Genomic DNA, 20,747 nt, shown 5'->3' on the forward strand with positions numbered 1-20,747 from the left:
ACTGACTGACATTCTGTGCAAATAAAAACTAGGGAGTTAAAGCCCTAGCAAAGAGTTGAACACTCTCTTTGATAAACTCATCAAGTGATACCGTAGTAAAGCTTGATGAGTCATCTAATTTATTCATAAAAGCACCAAAGTTCATAAACATGAATGAAAGGGCCTGCACATCTGCCTTTGTTTGAATCATCTTTCTTTTTTCCTGCATTTGGGAAAAATATTCCGTCAGAATGTCCAGAAATTGTTTCGGATGTTCTTGGGTTTTTTCCAAGAACCCAGGTGGTAAATTTCCAGCCTCTTTAATGCTGATTTGGATCATTTTTCGGTTGCGATTCATCAGTTCATGGTATTTGCGACTGATCAAAAGCAAATCAGTTTGGAGATCCCAGACCAACTTTTCGCTATAAAGTGTCTTCATCTCTTCTGAATAATGAAATCGATTAAAGGCAGTTTCAAGCAGATTTTGTTTACTTCCAAAATGACGGAATAATGTTTTTTCACTAAAACCAGCTTCTTCCGCAATCTCCTTTGTTGTTACACTATTGTAGCCTTTTTCTGAAATTAAATTGATTGCTGTAATCATCATTTTGTCTGAATTGCTTAGCTTTTGCTGGCTTTCCATATTCTCACCCTTAATGTATAAACTTTATCTCTATTTTAATTAGCAGAATAACCCTACTAATAAGGGGCTTGCTTTATGACAGTGATCACTGTCATTTTTATCATATGATGGATGTTAATTATTGTCAATCTTTTTATTGGAATTTTTTTAACAGGACATGTTAATTATGTTTCCTCCACACTCCGCCATGACAAGCAGTGAAGCCGCATGATTCGTAAAATTTCAAGTGTTTCGAGTTAAAAGTCAAGGTAACAATTTCTATTCCAAATCGTTCAGCTTCGTTCAATAGCTGTTTTACTAACTTAACACCAATTCCTTGCTTTTGATAATCAGGATGTACGAGAATGTCCTCCATATAGCCATGCTGTAAGCCCATCCCTGAAATATATCCAAATCCAATCAGTCTTTCTTCTTCATTTCGTACTCCTGCCCAGAAATTGCAGTGTTTAAATAATATAGGATAGTCTTCATCACGTCTTTCCCAGCCAATCACTTCCCTTAAATCTGGGACTTCATGATTAGCAATGAAAGGATTTATTTTTATCAAATATCTCACTCTTCTCTCTCCCAAAATCAAAATTTATGAAACTGCAAATATTTTAGAGCTTGGATTATTCATTCGGAGGAAAATCATTTATTCAGCATATTTTGTAACCCATTCTTTTATTTTAAGAGCAACTTCATTTATAGGAGTATATGTTGTTTCGATTGTCGGCATTATGGGGTCAAAAGCTTCATCTGCATTTTCGATTAGCCATTTTGCAAAGTCTTTGTGCTCCTGTATAAGTTCCGTTGACCAGCCTCTGTCACGCAAACGTTTTTCACGGGTCTGATCATCACAATGAAGGTTTACATAATAAATCTTACTAAATTCTTGAAAATCATCGCATTTTTCTACCTCCCAAGGCAGCATGGTTCCGCATAATACTGTCATTCGTTGACTTTTAGCGATGTGACTTGCAACCTTTACCCAGATATTTTTAAGCTTTTGCCAGTCTTCGACATCATGTTGTATTACATCAATATCAAACACATCTAAATCCTCTAACAACTCACGAATATAGGGTACGACTGTGCTTTTCCCAGTACCGCTTGCTCCAGTAACAATAAATAGTGGTAATTTTTTATCCATAATGATCACTCCATAAGATAGTAGAATCATCTTTTTCATGCTATGTCTTTATATCTTATTACTTTTGTTACCATGGACATTGTCCTGTAATCTCTGAAAGAATTTTCTTTTTCTTACTAAAAGAAAAGGATTGCCGCAGCAATCCCAATCATCATTCAACTTATCTTAAATTGCATTTGATATAAATGGGCATAGGTCCCTTCATATGCCAATAATTCTTCATGTGTTCCTTCTTCATCAATTCCTTGATCTGTTAGAACAACAACCCTTTTGGCATTTCGAATGGTTGATAGTCGGTGAGCAATAACAAATGTAGTTCGATTTTTTGCTAGTTCTTCTAATGCCTCCTGTACGACTCGTTCACTCTCATTATCCAAAGCGCTTGTTGCTTCATCAAAAATAAGAACAGGCGGGTTTTTTAAAAAGACGCGTGCAATGCTCAATCGTTGTTTTTGGCCGCCGGATAAGGTCACTCCTCGTTGACCGATATCAGTTTCATACCCATGGGGTAATCCCATTATAAATTCGTGGGCATTGGCCTTTTTTGCTGCTTCAATAATTTCCTCTTTCGTTGCATTTGGTTTTCCATAGCGGATATTATCCAGGACGGTTCCGGCAAATAAATAGACATCCTGCTGGACTACTCCTATGTTCCTTCTTAAAGAATTCAGGCTAATATCCTTGATATTGATCCCATCTAATAATATTTCTCCCTCTCTTACTTCATAAAAGCGGGGGATGAGCGAACACAATGTTGTTTTTCCGGCTCCGGATGGACCAACTAATGCAATATAGTCCCCTGCTTTAACGTCTAGAGATATATTTTCCAAAACATAGTCATGGGTATCAAGATATTTGAAGCTAACATGTTTAAACTCTATGTCTCCATTTACATCATTTAATTCAATTGCATCTTTTGAGTCTTGAATTTCCGGTTCAATCTCTAGTATTTCCATAAATCGTTCAAAGCCGGTAATGCCTTCCTGGTACTGCATCGTCATATGGGTTAACTTTTGTAAAGGCTCTATTAGATGGCCTATATATAATAAAAATGTGATTAAATCAGCCAGATCTAACGAAGCATTTACAATGTTCACACCGCCAAACACAATAACGGTAACGGTAATGAGCTGGATAAACGTTTCCATTCCATTGTATAAATAGGCCTCATTTCGATAGGTGCTTTTTCTGCTTTCAAGAAAGCGATTATTTTCAAATGCGAATTTATCCTTTTCAATTTCTTCATTCGCAAATGATTTTACAACTCGAATCCCTGAAAGGCTGTCCTCCACCTGTGAATTAATATCAGCAATTCTCGCTTTATTTCTTTTAATAGCTGCATTTATTCGTTTATTTAAAAACAAGGCAAAAAACGCCATGGGCGGTAAAAACATAAAGACAGCCAACGTTAATTTGACATTGATCATTATTAAGATCACAAAGGCACCTACAAACTTTACAAGATATCTAAGGTAATCCTCAGGACCATGATGATACAATTCAGATAACAAAAGTAAATCATTTGTAATTCTCGACATTAATTGCCCTGTTTTTTGCTTATCATAAAAACGAAATGATAATTTTTGAAAGTGATCAAATAATTCGTTACGCATATCACTTTCCATCATGGCACCAAGCTTATGTCCTTGATAATCCGAAAAAAAGTTACATAGATTTTGAATCATAACTAATAAAATCATCAAAGCGCCAATCAAATAAATTTCTGTAAGTGCGTTTGCGATATTTCCTTCAAGCACATCTTTCGTTATATATCGCGTCAATAATGGATAGCTTAACGAAATCGCAGACACGATAAAAGTACAGGTTAAAACAGCCGAAAACAATCTTAAATACGGTTTGTAATAAGAAAGAAATTTTTTGAATTTCGTATTCATCCATTTGCTCCTTGTATGTTCGAGTTTCATTATGCATCTGTCTCACATATAAGGGCAAACACGTTATGTCAGTTAAGTAAATGTTGCACCCTTATATGTTGGTTCTAATTTCGTCACAAAGTTTTTCATTATAATAGCCTCCTTTTTTCTAGATAAATAATAATATTCCGTATTTTTTTTGAAATTCCTTTTATTTTTTAATGGTGACTTATAGCTATTTTGGATTATTTTTAGATTGGAACTTGTTTCGCAAAAATGCAATACAAAGCAATAATAATGGAAAGAGAATTTGTAACGGGACATGAAAGTATAATGTGAAATAATCCAAACCAATTTCATTATGACGTATTTGGTTTGATGCGATTAAAAGGGATAAGGGAGTGATGATCATTCCCATTCCAATGTATACAGAGCGATTTTGTTTTAATTTAAATAGTTGGGCAATTCCAACTGCTGAACCGAATGTCCAGCCGCCAATTTTAAAAAACACGCCGGCTAACATCGTTAAAATAACTAAGGCATCAAATCGTTCCAGGAAATCTGCAATGGAAACCATCCGAGCTGCAGTAAGCAGCGGGAAGAAATCTTTACTGTATATTTCAGGGCCTAATACAGATAAAACCATAATCAAATTAACGGTCATGATCATACCGGTGAGGAAGATGGCAGTCATTCCTGCTATTCTTTTTTCATTCATTTTGTTTAAATAAGGGAAAAACATCGTGATGATGATCGCTTCTCCAAATGGGAATGTTAATACCATAGGAAAAACTTCTTTAATAATCGGTTTCGGACCATTTCCTAGAATTGGGGTAAGCTGCTGAATATTGAATTCTCTTACAGTTAACAAAAGCACCCAGATGATACTTAAAGACATAATATAAAATGGAATAACGGCTTCTCCCATTCTGCCGAAGGACTCAACTCCCCCGCGAAAACAATACACGATTAAGATCATAAAACTTCCGATAATGATTACCATAGGTGTTTTAACCAGCATGGATGCTGCTAAGATTTCAGCGAAATCCCGACAAGCACGAGCAGCTAAATAGGTAAAATAGCTAATATAGATCAAAATAAACGGGAATGCCATAAACTTACCGATGATTTTAGGGATCATTTCAATCAATGTATCATTTGGATAATAATTCGATAATTTCGTATAGACAAACATCAAAATAAAACCACCAGTCATTGCGACTAGAATAACGATCCAAGCATCTTGTTTGGCTCCTCCGCCTAAACCAAATACAAACGTATTGCCAATTTGAAATCCTACGATTATATATAGTAATTGCAGTGCACTAATTTTTTCCTGCTTCATTCTATCACCTTGAGGATTGAAATGCTTCCATTAAATTGTTGATAGTATTTACAAAAGATTGGTATCCTATCCAAAAGCAGGATTTGCTGGAGGGTATGTATAAAGGCAGTTTCAAAAAGCTGAACTTTTTGAAACTGCCTTGAAGGAAAAGGGTGTCTTTAGAACTACTTGCCAGTTTTCTTAACATACAAATAAAAAACATAATCAGTGCCAATACCTTGAAAACCTAATTGCCGCAGCATAGCTGTTATATTCCCTCGATGACAGGTTCCGTGATTGACAACATGCTGGACTAATTCAAATATATTTGTTTCCAGTCGGCCATAGGTTGGATGTTCAGGGTATATTCTTTGATCGAAGTCATAGTGTTTAAAAAATTCTTTCATTTCTATGGATAATTCTCTATACATGATCTCCATTTCTTCTAAACTTTTTCCGTTAACTTTCTCGAGTACTTGATTATTATTTTCTGCTATTTCGTGATAACTTTTGTTGGACATGACTCCCAACCAGGTTATATCGGTTAAATATATATGCACCAACACTTCAGAGATCGACGAAAAAACGCTTTGAATCTTCTTCTGGTAAATGCTTCTCGGCAGTTCCTTCAAGTGCTCAAAAACTTTTTGGTTTGCCCAATCATGATAATCATACAGCTCGATTGTTTGCTGTTTCATTTGGAATCCTCCTTGCTTCAATAGGGATCAACTTTCCTTTTTAAGGTTCTATACAGATTGCTAAATCCCTTGTTTTTTTGGGGATTATTGTAAAAAACATTTTAGATGTAATATATTTAATGTGAGAAGAAAAAAAGAGCCATTTTCTATAGGCTCCTGTTAAGTCGTTTATTTCGTTAGCTCATTCCTGTCCTCAATTTGTGGAGGTTCTTCCAGCCAACCATTTTCTAACATGATTTTTGCACCTTCCGAGTATATATTCTTTGCCAAAAAAGCCATTTTAAATGGCAAGTCGCTACGTAAGCTAAAAGCACTTCCTATTGCATTGCTTCCGAGCCCAAATGAAGACAGCAAACTTGTATTGTACAGCATTATTTTATCAGAAAATGGAGCTGCTTTAGAAGTTGTGGCTTTTCCGGCATGACTGGCTGGAGGTTCAATAAAGCTTTGCCTTAAATATTCACCAAGTTCGATCTCAATTTTTTTTGATAATTTCATCCCTTTAACAAGATATTGTTTTACTTTCTCATTATCAAACATATGATCAAAAAGTTTTGGAACCCCTTTATGGATATCGCCTTCTGTAAAACCAATCGGTAAAACTGCACCTTCCTGCTGAAAAATACTTTTCAATCTGTCTATATTTTCGAGTGTACCTGAATAATGCATTTGCAACAGTTTTTTTTCTTCAACTCCAGCGTGTTCAATAAAATGCTCCAACATTCTTAAAATCATTGTTTTTTCTTGATAAGTCATCCACAAATTAGCTAATTCTGAGGATGAGATAGGTGCTTGACTTGAAGGCATACAATCAACCCTCCTACTTTTTTCCTTAATATCTCCAATTTTCTTTACTTTATAAATTGAAAAATATCTTCCTCCTAGTCCATCTCCTATATCTCGTAAATAATTGAGGATAGAATTTATTCTTAAGTAAAAAATAGGAAAAATGATGTGATTCGGAGGGATTGGAATGTCATCGGAAATGACAGAGAAATGCGGTGTGTTTGGGATTTTTAATCATCCTAAAGCCGCTGATTTAACGTATTATGGGCTTCACGCTCTGCAGCATCGCGGCCAAGAGAGTGCGGGAATTGTGGTAAGTGATGGCAAATCATTTAAACACCATCATGGAATGGGATTAGTAACTCAGGTGTTTACACGAGACATTCTAAATGGCTTAAGCGGCAATATGGCAATCGGTCATGTTCGTTATTCAACTACAGGCATGAGTTTATTGCAAAATGCACAGCCGCTTGTTTTTAAATATAGTGAAGGTGATTTAGCTGTAGCCCATAACGGAAATTTAGTAAATGCAGGATTTGAACGAAATATTTTACAACAGCAAGGGAGCATTTTTCAAACGACGACTGATACAGAGATTATTGCCCATCTTATCGCCCGCTCTAAGAAAAAATTGTTTGGAGAAGCAGCCCCTGATGTGTTAAAAAAGCTTGACGGGTCTTTTGCCCTGCTTATCATGACAGAAAAACAAATGCTGATCGCTCTTGATCGCAATGGTTTGCGTCCTCTCTCACTTGGGAAAATTGGGGATGCTATTGTTGCTGCGTCAGAGACATGTGCGTTGAAGGCTGTTGATGCTAAGTTTTGGCGCGACGTAGAGCCTGGTGAATGGCTTCTTGTTGATGAACAAGGAGTGAAGACAGGGCGATTTGCCGCAAAAGAAAACCTTTCTCTTTGTTCTTTTGAATTCGTCTATTTTGCCCGTCCTGACAGTGTGATCCAAGGGAGAAGTGTTTTATCGATTCGCAAGGAGCTGGGGCAAATATTGGCAAAAGAACATCCAACAGAAGCGGATGTGGTAGTCGCTGTTCCTGACTCGAGCGTTCCCGCTGCTATTGGCTTTGCTCAACAATCAGGTATTCCATATGAAATGGGATTAATCAAAAATCCATATGCCGGCAGGTCCTTTATTGAACCAACTCAAGAATTACGCGAATTAGCGGTTCGTCTCAAATTAAGTGCGGTACAAGAAATTCTCGAAGGAAAAAAAGTAGTGCTTGTTGATGATTCCATCGTAAGAGGAACAACAAGCAAGCGAATTGTTCAATTAATTCGGCAGGCTGGCGCTAAAGAGGTTCATGTCCGAATTAGCTCGCCCATGGTACGGAATCCATTTTTTTATGGGATTGATATGCCGACGAAGGAAGAATTATTTGCTAATGTGCATGAGCATGAGCAAGCAATGGGAAAAGCGATCGGCGCAGATTCATTGGCTTTTTTAAGTACGGAAGGGCTATTAGAGGCAGTAAAAGTTGATATGGCTGAAACAAGCAGCCGTTGTATAGCATGCTTTAGCGGAGCTTATCCAACTAAACTTTACCTTGAGTAAATTTATCATGGATAATCTTGACTGGATGAAGAATGATAACAGGAAAAGACTTTGATAGGTGAGCTTTAAAAGAGGATACATTGTGAGTAGTCATACAAATGTTGATCAAACATGGCTGGCAAAGGACCCGCCACAAGCAGATGACCGTGAAGCACTTATTAAACAGTCCAAATAAAATGATTCATTTCCTGGGGAAGCGCAAAAACTGACAATTTCCGTTTGTAGTAGAGAGCGGCCATTTAAATAGCCGCTCTGTACTTTTCATATTTCTTAGTTGATTATGCCTGTTGCCTTATATTTGTTATTTCAGTGGTTACTACTCGTCTTTTCTGCTCATTAGAAAGGCTTGCTGCTTGATTTATTAAAGTTAAGTTTCGAATATCTTCATCAGTAATGGAAGGCTCGATATTCCCTACGATGTTATTTACCCATTGAACCATCGGACTTTGAAGCGATTCAGGAATTTGCTCAGGAATAATCCATCCATCACCTAACTGCTTGCTTTTCACACGAATTGAATGGTCTTCAATTAATAATGTCCCTTCTGTTCCATACAATTCAAGCTGAAATGGACTTCCGTTTGATAAAAATCCGGTTTCTAGAGTTCCAAGTGCTCCTGATTCATATTCAATGACTGCGACTGCATTATCATCCACCTCATAGCCTAATGTGTTTTGCAAGCGTGCAGTTACAGCTTTTACAGGACCAGCAAGTCGGTTCGTTAAGTAGATTGGATGGGCGCCGAGGTCAATAAACGAACCACCGCCACACTCTTCTTTGTGGAAGAAATGCCCAGGAAGCCAGCCAGTTGGGTTTCCTTCGAAAGGAACTGCGCCATTATGTGCTAAACGGCACCGGATGGATGTTAAACGTCCTAAAAGCCCCTTATCAATGGTTTCTTGAGCAAATATGTAATAGTCTTCTGTTAGCCTTGGTAATGACACCATTAACTTTACATTATTTTCCTTAATGGCAGAGAAGATCTCATCACAATCTTGAACTGTAAAAGCTAACACTTTTTCGGTGAAAACATGTTTTTTATGTTTTGCTGCAAGAATAATGATTTCCTTGTGTAGATTTGTTGGTGTATCAACAATAACGGCATCAATCTCAGGGTTTTGTAAGACTTTTAGTAAATCAGCTTCAAAGGGCACATCAAGCTTTTCAGCCCATTTTTTCCCCCGTTCCTCGTTTTCATCCCAGACAATTTTAATGGATATGTTTTCATTTTCAGACGCCTGACGTGCATAATCATCAGCATGGACATGCCATTTGCTTAGCATAGCAACATTTAACATGGAAGAACCTCCTTAAATTAGTAAAAGAAATCGTTTCAAATGTTGTGAAATCTATTGATGTCAGAGGAATAAACAACAGAAGCGATTTGTTATTTACTCCCCTCACGTCATAGATAGGTGTGAAACCTAAATAAAAACTTGACCCTTTTTTTATTTCTCAATCGTATGTAAAGCAACTGACAAACTGGCAAAATCTCCAACATGTTCTCCTAAACCTGAAGGTATAACCTTGCAAACGGAATGTGATATACTTAAGGATTCTTTTTGGAGTTCTTCTTTAACAATTGGCTCTAATATGTTCTGTTGACGTCCATAAATACTGCCGATAATAATTCTTTCCGGATTAAGGAGATCGACTAAGATGGCTAATCCCCTGCCTAATTTGCGGCCTACTTCATGATAAACTTCTATTGCAAGCGGATCGCCGTTCTGTGCAGCTATTCCAACGCTTTTTGCTGTTATTTTTTCTTTATCCTCCAATGAAGGGCAGAATGATGGTGTCTTTCCTTTATGAATAGCAGCTTCGGTCATCTTTTTTGCTAAATTGGCAATTCCCCCGCCGCTGCAAAAGCCCTCAAAGGAACCGAATTTTCCATACCCGAGCGGACCCTCTTCTGCAAGTCGGATATGACCGACTTCTCCTGCCATATCATTTGTTCCAGTATATAAATTCCCATTTAAAATAAGCCCTGCTCCCATCCCTGTGCCAAAGGTTAAAAAAATCATATTTGATGCACCTTGACCTGCTCCCCATTTCCACTCTGCTAAAGCACAAGCATTTGCATCATTCTGCAATCCTACGGGAACACCGTATTTTTCATGAAAAGGGGTTATGATATCTACCTTATCCCAATTAGAAAGATTAGGGGGGGAAAGGATCAAACCTCTTTTACTATTAAGAGGGCCTCCACAGCTGATCCCAATGGCATTAATCGAGCTTAAATTCAAGGCTTGGAGGATATGATCTAACATATCTTCCAGTTGTTTTATTGCTTGTTCAGGTGATGGCGGTGTTGGGAATTGTTTCTTTTCAAGAATCTCAATCCGAGAATCAATTATGCTGCCAATTGTTACAGCACATTTTGTCCCGCCAATATCAAGTCCTGCTAATAGATTTCTTTGCATTCCCAAAAAACTCCTCCTCCAGCATGATACATAATGAGTGATAAATGGGCAGATGTCTTTCCTGTATCGAAGGTGTATCATCCCATGGAACATTTATCGTCACATCGCAAATTTCGTTCATTTCCCCGCCGTTTCTCCCGGTTAAACCAATTGTGCACATACTCTTTGCTTTTGCTACTTTTAAGGCTTGAAGCACATTTTTTGAATTGCCTGAAGTACTAATGCCTAATAACACATCCCCGTTTTTCCCATAGCCCACAACCTGCTGTGCGAAAACTAGAGATGGGTCAACATCATTTGCAAAGGCTGTCATAAGTGCCGAATGGTTACTCAATGATATAGCTGGAAGGGCTCCCTGCAGATGGTTGATCAAGTTTTCTGCATCAGCCGGAGCAACCTCAAAAAGACTTTTTTGTAAATTTTGGTCAACAGGTCTTTTTAAAAGGAACCCTTTCATTAATTCTCCAACAATATGCTCACAATCAGAAGCGCTCCCGCCATTCCCGCAGAGCAAAAGCTTTCCGCCTTTGTAATAACAATTTTTCAGAATAAGAAAAGCTTCTTCAATATCAGCCATACAGGCGGTTAGTTCGGGATATTTTTTTACTAATCGAGTTAATTCCTGATTCATCTTTTCTACCGCCTATTCTACAGGAGCAATAATGACCTCTATGCCCCGATTCTTAAATTCCTTAATCATTTCTTTATTAGCCAGTTCGCTCGTAATGAAGATATTTGTTTCTTCAAATTGACAAAATGTGGTCAGACCGGCTTTTTGGAGTTTGCTATGGTCTGCAACAACAACGATTTTTTGTCCTGCGCGAACCATTGCTTTTTTCATATTTGCTTCATATAAGTCTGAGCTTGTAAAGCCTTGTCTCAATGAGATTCCAGATGTTCCTAGAAATACATAATCGGCATTATAATTTTGTAATTCAATTTCAGCTTGCGGTCCGACAAGGCTCATCGAGTTTTTCCTTAATTTTCCCCCTAATAAATAAATAGAAGCTGAATCATCTTTGCTGCATTCTTCCGCTACGTTCATGGCATTTGTGATAACGGTCAGATTCCCGCTTTCCGGCAAGTTTTTTGCTACATACCAAGTAGTAGAGCCTGCATCCAATATAATAATTTGTCCCTCTTTTACTAATTGGGCAGCCGCTTTTCCAATTGCTTCTTTTTCCTTGGAGAATTGTTGCGTACGTTCGTCTACCGGAAGAATAATTGATTGGCTTAGCGGCTCTTCGATTAAGATTGCCCCGCCATAATTTTTTTCAGCAATTCCCTCTTTTTCCAGCTGTGCTAAATCTCGTCGAATCGTTTCCTCGGAAACATGCAGCAATTCTACGAGTTCTGAAACTTTGACACTTTTGTTTTTGATTAATTTCTCTCTAATCATCTTACGTCGTTCCGCCACAATCATCTGACGACTCCCCCTGGCTCTAGTAATTGCTCTTTTAAGTGAAGAAACGCTTGTTTAATAAAGTCTCGATGTCCAAAGCTTCCAGATTTTAAGACAAATAACATAGGATCATTTTTTAAAGATATGCAAGATGGCAAACCAGGCTGTATTTCTTTCCACACTCTTATCCCGCTTATATTTAGTCTGTGACAGACTGCTGCTGATGTATCACCGCCAGCAATAACAAATCGTTTTTGCCCTGTTTGTTGAAGAACAGCTTTTGTCATTTCTGCAAGGGTGCTTGATACCAACTGTGAGATTTCTCGATTACTTATTCCTTGCTGGAAGGCTTTTTGTTTTGTTTCTTTCACTTTTAAAGGATCATTTGTTGAATGAAGTATGACATTTTTCCCTTGATTGATCTCAGTTACCATCACATTTAATAGCTGTGTTTTGCTGCTTGTGAATCGTTCCTTATCTAGTAAGCAAAGGCTGTCTAGCTCAAAAACGCTTGCACCGCGTGCCCTCATATACTCGATTTGTTCAAATGTTTGCGGCATCAAGCTTCCTGCAGCACAAAATAATCCTTTTCCCTGATGGTATTCAGGGACGTTTTTTGGAAGCGTTTGTTCGGGCTTTTTTCCAATTACAGCTGGAAGTTCCTCCGCTAATGCTGAGCTGCCAGCTAATATCTTGAAGTCATATACGGCATTTGCGATTGTTTTCAAATCCGCTTGGTCTGTCACATCCATAATGACATATTGATAGTCTTTTTTTAGAGCATAAATGATCTCTCTAAGTATTTCTGAACCTTGTTTAATAATTCCTTCTTTTATGTTTGTTACTTTTCTATTAGTCTGTGATTTTAGTATATCGACTAAGTTAGAGCATGTCATAGGGTGAACAGGATCATGGCGGAACTCTGAATCTTCTAAAGGCTGACCGTGTACATAATGGATGCCCTGTATGGTTTTTCTCCCGTTCTTAGGGAATCCAAGCACAACAATCGCAAAATCTTCATCAAGTGCATCGAGCATAGCATCAAATTCAGCCCCGATATTCCCCCTAAACACAGAGCAGGTTTTATTGAAAAACTGTGTGACTCCTCGTTTGTGTAATTCCTTCGTTGCTTGAAAAACCTTCTGATAGGCGGTTTTTGCCTCATCAAATCTGGAATTTGTATCAAGTATAAGGACATCTGTGCCGTTTAGTTGTTTGTCTTCGGACTGGATGGACGAATAGACGTCAACGGTATAATTTGATTTTGCAAACATAATTCCTATATCATTTGCACCTGTTATATCATCTGCTACAACACCGATCATTGCATTTGCCACTTCCTTTTAGGTTTATAGCCAGAGTAGTGAAGAAAATCCTCTGCTGTGTCAAAAGATAAAGGCTTGAATTCTGTCCCACACGCCTTTGCGGTGATTATCATTCGGGACACCATTTCCAACGTTTCAAGCGCCATTCGTGCTTCTTTGATACTCGTATCATATACGAGTACACCATGATTTTCCAGCAAGAGGATGTTAGCTTTAATCGCTTTCTTTCTGACGGCTTCTCCGAGCTCGTTAGAACCAGGGTGATAATAGGGAATTCGTTCAACTCGTTCGAGATAATACATGGATTCAACAAAGAGATTTGATGGCAGTTCGATCCCGGTGCAAGCCGCCATCGTGCTATAAAATGGTGAAGCATGGAGAACAGCTTGGATTTCAGGTCTTTCTTGATAAACAGCACGATGCATCGGCATTTCCTTAGATGGCTTTCTCTTATAATCGGAGAGGCAGGCATTAAATTGGCACTCAATGAGATCATTATCTGCTAATTCTCCAAGATATGTACCGCTAGCGGTAATAAAGCAGCTTTCTTCTCCGTGTCGTGCACTGATATTGCCGGCATTCCCCCATGCAAGCTGTTTATTGATCATATAACGTCCTAATTGTTTTAATTCTTGAACAAGTGGAATCAAAAGAAGCACCTCACTTCCTATTATAGAGGGGAGATCCCCCTCCGAAGAACAAACACAAGTAAATTGGCTTTGAATTACTATAGGTCTGAATATTTTAAATTTAGCGACAGTCCGCTATTATTCCCATTCAAGTAGATTCGTTTCTGTTACTGGTTCTGATTCATTTGCGGGAATACGGAATGTCTTAATTTCAGATGGATGAAACTGTGCTTTAATTTGTCTGTTCCATTTAGGCAGCGTGATAATCGCTGTTGTAGCATCATTTGCTGTTTTGTAGGCACGAACGATGAGATCATCATTGTCTTCCGCTTTCTTTACAACACTTACAATCACATTGTCGACATCAACAGATAAAAAGGAATCTTTCTGCGGCAAATCTCCTTTATGATAGGTTTCAATGATCGTGACCGGCTTCTGATTTAATTCCGCTGCTCGTTTGACAGTTCCGGCTGTTTCCCAGTTCCCTTTATGTGGAAGGATGGAATAGGTGAAAGTTTGGATTCCTTGATCAATAAAAGAATAATGGCCATCTTCACCAGGAACTAATGGATCATGATGAGCGTAAATCGGGCTGCGCAGAACCGTCATGCTCATTTCCTTGTTATGAATATCAAAGCTATACTTTCCATCATTCAGAATGCTTAATCCATACATTTCTCCTGTCTTTTGATGTGTGCCTGATACATCAATCCAATTCTGGCCAGGCTCTTCTTCTCCATTACACTCCCTTACAATCGTTCCATAAGGGATCTCATAGGTCGCTTTTCTAAATACGAGGTCTACTGGGAATTTTAGCTTTAGAAGCTTGAATTGCTCCTGCCAGTTTAACGTGCAATGAACATCAATTTGATCTAATTCTTTATAGATCGTAAAGTCTTGTACGAGAGTGGATTTGCCGTATTCACTAATGACGCGAATTACCGACTTAACTGGTCCATGCTCAACGCGTTTTACGCTTTTCGCCTTAAATGAGCCTGCTTCTTCTTTAAACTGGAGAACATTATGTGACCAAGTATCACTCGTGTCATGGATGACAATTGGTCTTGCTGCTGGGCCATCCAGTAATTCGAGCTCCTTTGTTTTATCAAACAAGCTTGTAATAAAACCAGTCTCTGCATCAATTTCAACCCGGAATGTATCGTTTTCTAGAATGGTATCAATTGAAGGTAAGCAAGGAAACTCTTTTGAAGCTTCAGCGCGCAGCAATTTATAGACGCGGTATCCCATAGATGGAAGCTCTGCGATAAAGCTCACTCGATAGCGTCCGCCTGCTGTTGCATGTGATTGAACAGTTTGCAATGGAATTTGCTTACCTTCTTCATCTACTAAAATATCGCCTTCTTTTAAGCCGCCGACTTCAAGTTCGACGTTCACCCTGCTATTCCATGAGTGCGGATTAAAGACAACAATTGGCTTCATTCCCTCTACTTCCTCAATATCAATTCTCCATGACAAGGATTGAACCGCATAATTTAATCCTCTGCTGCCGATTGACATTGCTTCACCATGCATATTCCTTGCATCCTCGTACGCTTCCTCTAAGCTCGTTCCTGCTAAAATATCATGGAATTGATTGAATAAAACATTTTTCCAAGCTCGGTCATACTCATGGATTGGATAGATTTGGTCCGTTACCCAATTAGCGATAGCAGAGAATTTTTCTGCTTTAATTAACATGTTTTCTGCTTCCCGATTCCATTTTTTAATGCCTGAATGAACAGCATAACAACCGCTGGCATGATGCTGTAAGTCATCGTGTACAGATGGAAATGGAAGATTCTTTTTTATTAATTCCTCAAAGAACTTATTCGGTGTGCTAAAGACTAATGAAGGGAATGTTGGATCTTCGTTTAAACGTTTGATACTTTCAATATTTTCCTTCGTTGGACCGCCGCCATGGTTACCGACACCGTAAAAGCACATTAAATCATCAAATGGTGCTTTTAATTCTCCGGCATTACGGCGGATATGCTTATCTAAATCTTTGCCCCAGGTACAATATTCAAAAGGGATTCTAAATGCTAATACCCGGGAGCCGTCATCTGATTCCCACCAGAACAGCCTGCTTGGGAGCCCTTTTTCTTGTGGACTTGGACGCATGAAGATGTAATAATCCATGCCGCTTTTTTTTAAGATCTGCGGCAGCATGCCATGATGCCCAAAGCTGTCAACATTGTAGCCGACCTTCGCCGTCACCCCGAATTTTTCTTGAAAATAGCGTTGTCCATAGAGTCCTTGACGAACAAAGGATTCTCCGCCCGGTAAATTGCAGTCGGGCTGCACCCACCAGCCGCCGACGATTTCCCAACGACCTTCTTTAATTCGTTGTTTGATTTCTTCAAACATTTCAGGTTCATTATTTTCGATCCACTCATAATTTGCAGCAGAGCTATTTGTAAACACAAAATCAGGGTATTCCTTCATCCGGTCAAGTGCTGAACGAAACGTAGCTTTTGTTTCCTGAAAGCCTTCTTGCCACTGCCATAACCAAACAGGGTCTAGGTGGGCATTTCCTATCATATGCAATGTTTGCTCCTTCGTTTTGGATCGTTGTTTTTCCTGTACAACGGTTGTTTTTTCAGTCATCTTTTTTCCCTCCAAATGTCATGTTAAAGCTTGGTTCCATCGCTGTTGAACAAATTAATGGTTGTTGAATCGAAATTAATGCTTCGGCCTGCTGACCAAAGCGCTGCTCCCCAACGGTTATATCAACAGCGATTCGTTCTCGATAGCCAACGGCTTCTTTTGGTACAGATACCGTTGTTGAAAATTGGCTTGTTTCTTTACTAGGTACAATTGCATTAAATTCACTCATCTCTATTACCCAGCCATGAGGTGCTTGTATTTTCGCTGTAATTTCTTTTTCCACGTTAAATGGATTTTTTATTTCAATCGTCATCGTAAATGTTTCACCTTGATTGACCGTCTGCTGGTATGGTTGAATAACTGCCCCAAATCCCTCTGCGCCAAAGTCGATTTCCTCTAAAGGCAATAGCTCATGATGAATTTTTTCTAGTAATCTTCCGTTTTTTTCGATTTGTTCAAGGTAATCGTCCGTTACGAAAATCGGATCCCAATGTCCTGAAAGAAGGAGATCTGGTTTAAGAGTTTTGTAGAGTAAGGCGCTATCAACATAATCCCAAATACGAAATTTGTTATGGTAAACGTAGTTAGCATCTTCATTTCCTTGATATTGGTCACCAATGGCGATCACACGTTTTCCATCTACTTCAAACTCGATTGCCGCCGCAAAAAGTGTATGTCCTGCTTGTGGATACAAGGTGAACTCATACTCTTCCCATCTCACTTTTTGTTTTAGCGGTAAAATGCGGTCAACGTTTATTGGGTCATACCATAAACATGGCAGATCATACGTTTTAGGATGTTCCAAAATATCAGCAAAGTTTTCAGGGCACCATATTTCTGTGCCTTCCACATCCCTTAGTAGATTCATACCGGCAACATGGTCATCATGGTAATGTGTAGGAATGACAACATCTATCTTATCGATTCCAAATTGTTTCTTAAGTGTTGAAATGGTATATAACCATGGACGACGTGAAGCTCTATCAGAACCTGCAGGAATTCCGCCAATAAAATCATAGCCAAAATCAAGGAATAACGCTTTACCGCTTTTCGAGATAAGCACATAAGAGTTTGCCATACTAGTTCGATTCATTAATAGGTTCTCAGTGATCCGTTCATACGGATTCTCTCTTAGTTGGAACAGTCTTGGATTTTGCTTGCGCTGTTCCATAAGCTTTGTAAAGCGGTCTATTAAAAGATTGATCGCCTCTTTTGGGTGATTCATCACTTCCCCATGTGAAGGCAGGAGAACATCAGGATTTCTGTCTTTTAGATCCAAGAGCGAAAGGATACTTAAAGCAATCCCTTCGCCTCCATTATAGGACCATTGTGTTGCAGATAAGGACCATACCTTACCCGGTGCATATATCAAATCACCTGTAAAGGCTGTTTGTTTGCCATCAATTTCTCCAATAATCGCAATGGAGCCAATGGTGTGGCCTGGTGTTGGTACAATCGTAAAAAATCTTCCATTCAGCATGAGTGTTTCGTAGTCTTTTAACGTTGAATAAACAGGCACTGATCGGAGGAGGGAAAAGCGATCCTGCCTCATGTTATAGTTATTGTCGATTACTCTTGCCTTCCAATGCTCATCAACTTGTTGAAATAAATCCTGTTCTGTATGAGGGACCCGGATTCGGATTCCTTTCCTAGCTGCAAGTTCAAGTCCTTGAGCTTGATCACGATGGTGATGGGTCATGAAAATGTCTGTTACTTCTGCGATCCCGATTGATGGCAGTTGTACGAGGACATCTCCGCTGCCAAAATCGATAAGTATTGCTTTTTTCCCTGATTTTATGACGTAAACGTTACAAGTATCTTTATAGATATAAAGATTAGTAGAGATTTGCCTCATCATGTGTATTCACGACCTTTATTTCTGTTGATTTAAAACTTCGTTTATGTAAGTTGAAATGATTTCGCTTTGTTTGAACTGCCTAAGAAATGTTCAATTTTTTCAATAACTGTATTTTCTACTGCATTTCTTCCTATTACTAACTGCTCCTGATGAAGGGCTTTACATTCCTGATTTGTCATCCTATTCTTCCGCCCTATAGCCTCTAGCAAAGAAAGCTCTAAATCAGTAGCAATATTTACTTTACTGATTCCTCCATTGCGAATCATGATGGCCTCTCTCATCATTTCCGCAGGTACCCCAGAACCGCCATGAAGAACTAAATGTACGGGTGTTAAATTACGTATAGCTTTTAATCGGTTCAGGTCTATTTTTGGTTTTCGGACATGATAAACACCGTGTGCGGTTCCAACCGATACGGCTAAAGCATCACATCGGGTTTCGTTGACAAATTGCCATGCCTCCTGAGGATCTGTGTAAAGCTCTTCATCTGTGTCTGTCTCGACAAAGTCCGTTGTCCCGATCTTCCCAAGCTCTGCTTCAACAGAAACTCCTCTTGCATGAGCAAAATCAACGACTTCTTTACTTATTTTGATATTTTCATCCAGCTCTTTTTCTGAAGCGTCAATCATGATCGACGTGAAACCAGCTTCAATGGCAGCTTCAATAATGGAAAGCTGCTTTGTATGATCAAGATGAAGGACGACCGGAACGGTGATGTTCTCTTCTTCTACCGCCTGATAAAATTCTTCCGCAATTTCGCATGGGGTAATCCCATAGCGTATGAGCTCTTTTTCTGAAATTTGAACGATGACAGGTGATTGCGTTTTTTGGCCCGCGCGCAAAATTGGACGAACCATCGGTGTCTACCTTGGGGAGAAGGAGCCGATGGCATATCTGTTTTTTTCGGCAATTACTAATGCTTCTTTTAATGTAAGGACATTTTTCGGCTTCGTCTTTTTTGCCATTATTGTAAACTCCTTTAATGATTTATTTGGTAACGAACTCTGTCATGCTGTGATAGTAATCTCTTAATGGATGCTGCAGCTTCATATATCCTATTTCATAGATTTTGCGATAGTCACGATGCGCTTTTTCGTTTGGGGTAATGCGTTTTTTTTGGTTACGTAAGCTTGAAATGGCTTCTTCTACGTTTTGATAGACCTTGCTGCCAATTCCCGCCGTCATTGCAGCTCCGAGTAAAGTTGCTTCTGAAAGACTTGGAATGGTTAATTGGCAGTTGGTAATATCCGCTTTTATTTTCAGCCAAGCTTTGTTTTTGGCTCCTCCGCCAACGACAATTACGTGGTTGATTGGATGTTCTGTGATCCTTTCTGCTGATCTTCGAATCGCTTCCATTTCATAACAAGTCCCTTCCATTATTGCCTTTAACAAATCCTGACGCTCATGTGAGGCAGCAACACCGATAAAAGCAGCTTTTGCATCGGGATCATGGTTTGGTGCACCACTGCCAGATAAATATGGATAGTAGAGAATCCCTGTCGGTCCTTCTTTAGCAAGTAACGATAAGCGGATGATTTCTTCATAGGACAATGTTTGGTCTGATAATTGATCTCTGAACCATTCAATTGAACCACCAGAGGAGGAAATTCCCCCCATCCAAAAAAAACGGTTGGCTACGATATGGCATCCAAATGACAGCCTTGATTCATAATCATTTTTGGATAAATCTCTTTTTTCCAGTGTTCCTACTAACGTTTCAGCTGTGCCTATTGAATCGAATACAATACCAGGTTTAACTGCTCCAACAGCGAGGGAAGCACATACGTGATCATGGCCGGCGATGGCAACAGGAGTTCCTTTTCCAATCCCGATCCTTTGAAGATCTGACATGGTGGTTTCCCCCATGATCGTTCCGCTTGGCAAAGCTTGAGGAAACAACTGCTTTGGCAGCTCAAAATGGTTTATCCACTCTAAATCCCAGTCTTTTTGATCGATTCGAAAGGCATACGTTCTTGCAGCCAAGGTATAATCGGTTGCCAGCTTACCTGTCAGTTTATAGGCAATAAAGTCGGAAGCAGATAACCAAACAGCATGTTTTAATATCCCTTTATCTTTCCCTTTTAAGGAAAGAATTTTGGCTAGACCATATTTATAGCTAGTATGCAAACCAGTTTTTTGAAAGCGGCGAAAAGGATCATCTTCCTTTCCAATTTGATTCGCTTCATTTAATGCACACCTGCTGAACCATGGTATAAAAGCTGTTTTTGCTCTCCCTGTCTCCCTATCAAGCAACAAGCCTGTTTCAGCCATGCTTGATATTCCGATAACGGAAACCTTTACACTTCGGTTTGACATGATTTCAGACAGACATTCGTATATCTTGTTCCATATTTCCTCCGGGTGATAAAATGGATTCCCTTCGCAATCGTGAAGGATAATCATTTGCCGTATTGCAATCTGAATAACATCACCGTTTTCATGAAAAAGTCCTGCTTTGCAATGTGTTGTGCCGAGATCAATCCCTATTAACGCCATTGTG

18 protein-coding genes are annotated in these 20,747 nt (G+C 39.0%); 1 reads left to right on the top strand and 17 read right to left on the bottom strand.

All coding sequences use genetic code 11. The features are described from left to right. Positions 1 to 28: 28 nt before the first annotated feature. From Q1B07_RS09700 to Q1B07_RS09730, 7 genes are all read right to left on the bottom strand, one after another. The gene (locus Q1B07_RS09700; RefSeq protein ID WP_299832654.1) at positions 29 to 586 is read right to left on the bottom strand and encodes a TetR/AcrR family transcriptional regulator; all 558 of its coding nucleotides are present in this window, start codon (positions 584 to 586) and stop codon (positions 29 to 31) included. 196 nt (positions 587 to 782) lie between these two features. After that, positions 783 to 1,178, bottom strand: coding sequence for a GNAT family N-acetyltransferase (locus Q1B07_RS09705; protein WP_299088723.1), 396 nt, complete (start codon positions 1,176 to 1,178; stop codon positions 783 to 785). Between the two features lie 78 nt (positions 1,179 to 1,256). Then, positions 1,257 to 1,754, bottom strand: coding sequence for an AAA family ATPase (locus tag Q1B07_RS09710; protein WP_299088724.1), 498 nt, complete (start codon positions 1,752 to 1,754; stop codon positions 1,257 to 1,259). Positions 1,755 to 1,909: 155 nt separating this feature from the next. Next, positions 1,910 to 3,649 (bottom strand): ABC transporter ATP-binding protein, encoded by a 1,740-nt coding sequence (locus Q1B07_RS09715; protein ID WP_299088725.1) that lies wholly within the window; start codon positions 3,647 to 3,649, stop codon positions 1,910 to 1,912. Between the two features lie 214 nt (positions 3,650 to 3,863). Next, positions 3,864 to 4,973, bottom strand: a complete 1,110-nt coding sequence (locus tag Q1B07_RS09720; RefSeq protein ID WP_299088727.1) for an endospore germination permease — start codon at positions 4,971 to 4,973, stop codon at positions 3,864 to 3,866. Between the two features lie 164 nt (positions 4,974 to 5,137). Continuing rightward, complete coding sequence (locus Q1B07_RS09725; protein WP_299088729.1) at positions 5,138 to 5,650, bottom strand: DinB family protein; 513 nt, start codon at positions 5,648 to 5,650, stop codon at positions 5,138 to 5,140. A 168-nt stretch (positions 5,651 to 5,818) separates the two neighbouring features. Beyond that, positions 5,819 to 6,457, bottom strand: a complete 639-nt coding sequence (locus tag Q1B07_RS09730) for a DUF3231 family protein (RefSeq protein WP_299088731.1) — start codon at positions 6,455 to 6,457, stop codon at positions 5,819 to 5,821. Between the two features lie 166 nt (positions 6,458 to 6,623). Here Q1B07_RS09730 and purF point away from each other — a divergent pair, with 166 nt between their 5' ends. Beyond that, positions 6,624 to 8,003 carry an amidophosphoribosyltransferase gene (gene purF / locus Q1B07_RS09735; RefSeq protein WP_299088733.1) on the top strand — a complete coding sequence of 460 codons (1,380 nt, stop codon included), beginning with the start codon at positions 6,624 to 6,626 and terminating at the stop codon, positions 8,001 to 8,003. 278 nt (positions 8,004 to 8,281) lie between these two features. Here purF and Q1B07_RS09740 read toward each other — a convergent pair whose 3' ends face one another. From Q1B07_RS09740 to Q1B07_RS09785, 10 genes are all read right to left on the bottom strand, one after another. Continuing rightward, positions 8,282 to 9,301 (bottom strand): Gfo/Idh/MocA family oxidoreductase, encoded by a 1,020-nt coding sequence (locus Q1B07_RS09740; RefSeq protein WP_299088735.1) that lies wholly within the window; start codon positions 9,299 to 9,301, stop codon positions 8,282 to 8,284. A 150-nt stretch (positions 9,302 to 9,451) separates the two neighbouring features. After that, complete coding sequence (locus Q1B07_RS09745) at positions 9,452 to 10,426, bottom strand: ROK family protein (protein WP_299088830.1); 975 nt, start codon at positions 10,424 to 10,426, stop codon at positions 9,452 to 9,454. Further along, positions 10,398 to 11,057 carry an SIS domain-containing protein gene (locus tag Q1B07_RS09750; protein WP_299088736.1) on the bottom strand — a complete coding sequence of 220 codons (660 nt, stop codon included), beginning with the start codon at positions 11,055 to 11,057 and terminating at the stop codon, positions 10,398 to 10,400. The genes Q1B07_RS09745 and Q1B07_RS09750 overlap by 29 nt, the downstream gene beginning before the upstream one ends. A gap of 12 nt (positions 11,058 to 11,069) precedes the next feature. Next, positions 11,070 to 11,849: a DeoR/GlpR family DNA-binding transcription regulator gene (locus Q1B07_RS09755; protein WP_299088737.1), complete on the bottom strand. Its 780-nt coding sequence runs from the start codon at positions 11,847 to 11,849 to the stop codon at positions 11,070 to 11,072. Continuing rightward, positions 11,846 to 13,153 carry a four-carbon acid sugar kinase family protein gene (locus Q1B07_RS09760; protein ID WP_299088738.1) on the bottom strand — a complete coding sequence of 436 codons (1,308 nt, stop codon included), beginning with the start codon at positions 13,151 to 13,153 and terminating at the stop codon, positions 11,846 to 11,848. Before Q1B07_RS09760 ends, Q1B07_RS09755 begins: the two co-directional genes overlap by 4 nt. Beyond that, positions 13,150 to 13,812, bottom strand: a complete 663-nt coding sequence (locus tag Q1B07_RS09765; RefSeq protein ID WP_299088739.1) for a class II aldolase/adducin family protein — start codon at positions 13,810 to 13,812, stop codon at positions 13,150 to 13,152. Before Q1B07_RS09765 ends, Q1B07_RS09760 begins: the two co-directional genes overlap by 4 nt. Positions 13,813 to 13,920: 108 nt before the next feature. Next, positions 13,921 to 16,389 carry an alpha-mannosidase gene (locus Q1B07_RS09770; RefSeq protein ID WP_299088741.1) on the bottom strand — a complete coding sequence of 823 codons (2,469 nt, stop codon included), beginning with the start codon at positions 16,387 to 16,389 and terminating at the stop codon, positions 13,921 to 13,923. Beyond that, a complete protein-coding gene (locus Q1B07_RS09775) occupies positions 16,382 to 18,247 on the bottom strand; it encodes an MBL fold metallo-hydrolase (protein ID WP_299088743.1) in 1,866 nt (621 codons plus the stop codon). Before Q1B07_RS09775 ends, Q1B07_RS09770 begins: the two co-directional genes overlap by 8 nt. Before the next feature lie 41 nt (positions 18,248 to 18,288). Continuing rightward, positions 18,289 to 19,104, bottom strand: coding sequence for a class II fructose-bisphosphate aldolase (locus Q1B07_RS09780; RefSeq protein ID WP_299088745.1), 816 nt, complete (start codon positions 19,102 to 19,104; stop codon positions 18,289 to 18,291). Positions 19,105 to 19,234: 130 nt separating this feature from the next. Further along, on the bottom strand, positions 19,235 to 20,743 hold the full coding sequence (locus tag Q1B07_RS09785; protein WP_299088746.1) for an FGGY family carbohydrate kinase: 1,509 nt from the start codon (positions 20,741 to 20,743) through the stop codon (positions 19,235 to 19,237). Between the last annotated feature and the right edge of the window lie 4 nt (positions 20,744 to 20,747).

Origin of the sequence: uncultured Metabacillus sp., assembly GCF_947503125.1 — a bacterium.
Classification (GTDB): Bacteria; Bacillota; Bacilli; order Bacillales; family Bacillaceae; genus Metabacillus.